Origin of the sequence: Streptosporangium amethystogenes (assembly GCF_000721075.1) — a bacterium.
GTDB classification, from domain to species: Bacteria; Actinomycetota; Actinomycetes; order Streptosporangiales; family Streptosporangiaceae; genus Streptosporangium; species Streptosporangium amethystogenes.
In genome coordinates this window covers 1-256 of record NZ_JOEQ01000205.1, presented here as the reverse complement: position 1 = coordinate 256, position 256 = coordinate 1, and the positions used below count along the sequence as shown (strand labels likewise).

The window sequence follows — 256 nt, the reverse complement described above, 5'->3', positions numbered from 1 at the left end:
GGGTCCTTCGGGTCCGGGGGCGCCATCGGCACCTGCGGGTCCTGCCGGTCCTTCAGGTCCTTGCGGTCCTGCCGGTCCCTCGGGTCCGGGGGCGCCGTCAGCACCTGCCGGTCCTGCCGGTCCTGCGGGTCCTTCGGGTCCGGGGGCGCCATCGGCGCCTGCGGGTCCTGCCGGTCCTTCAGGTCCTTGCGGTCCTGCCGGTCCCTCGGGTCCGGGGGCGCCGTCGGCACCTGCCGGTCCTGCCGGTCCTGCGGGT

The 256-nt window shown here is 77.0% G+C and carries 1 pseudogene; it reads right to left on the bottom strand.

Going from position 1 to position 256, the window contains the following annotated elements:
- A pseudogene (locus tag IG98_RS0144305) lies at positions 1–256 on the bottom strand (hypothetical protein); the annotation flags it as partial.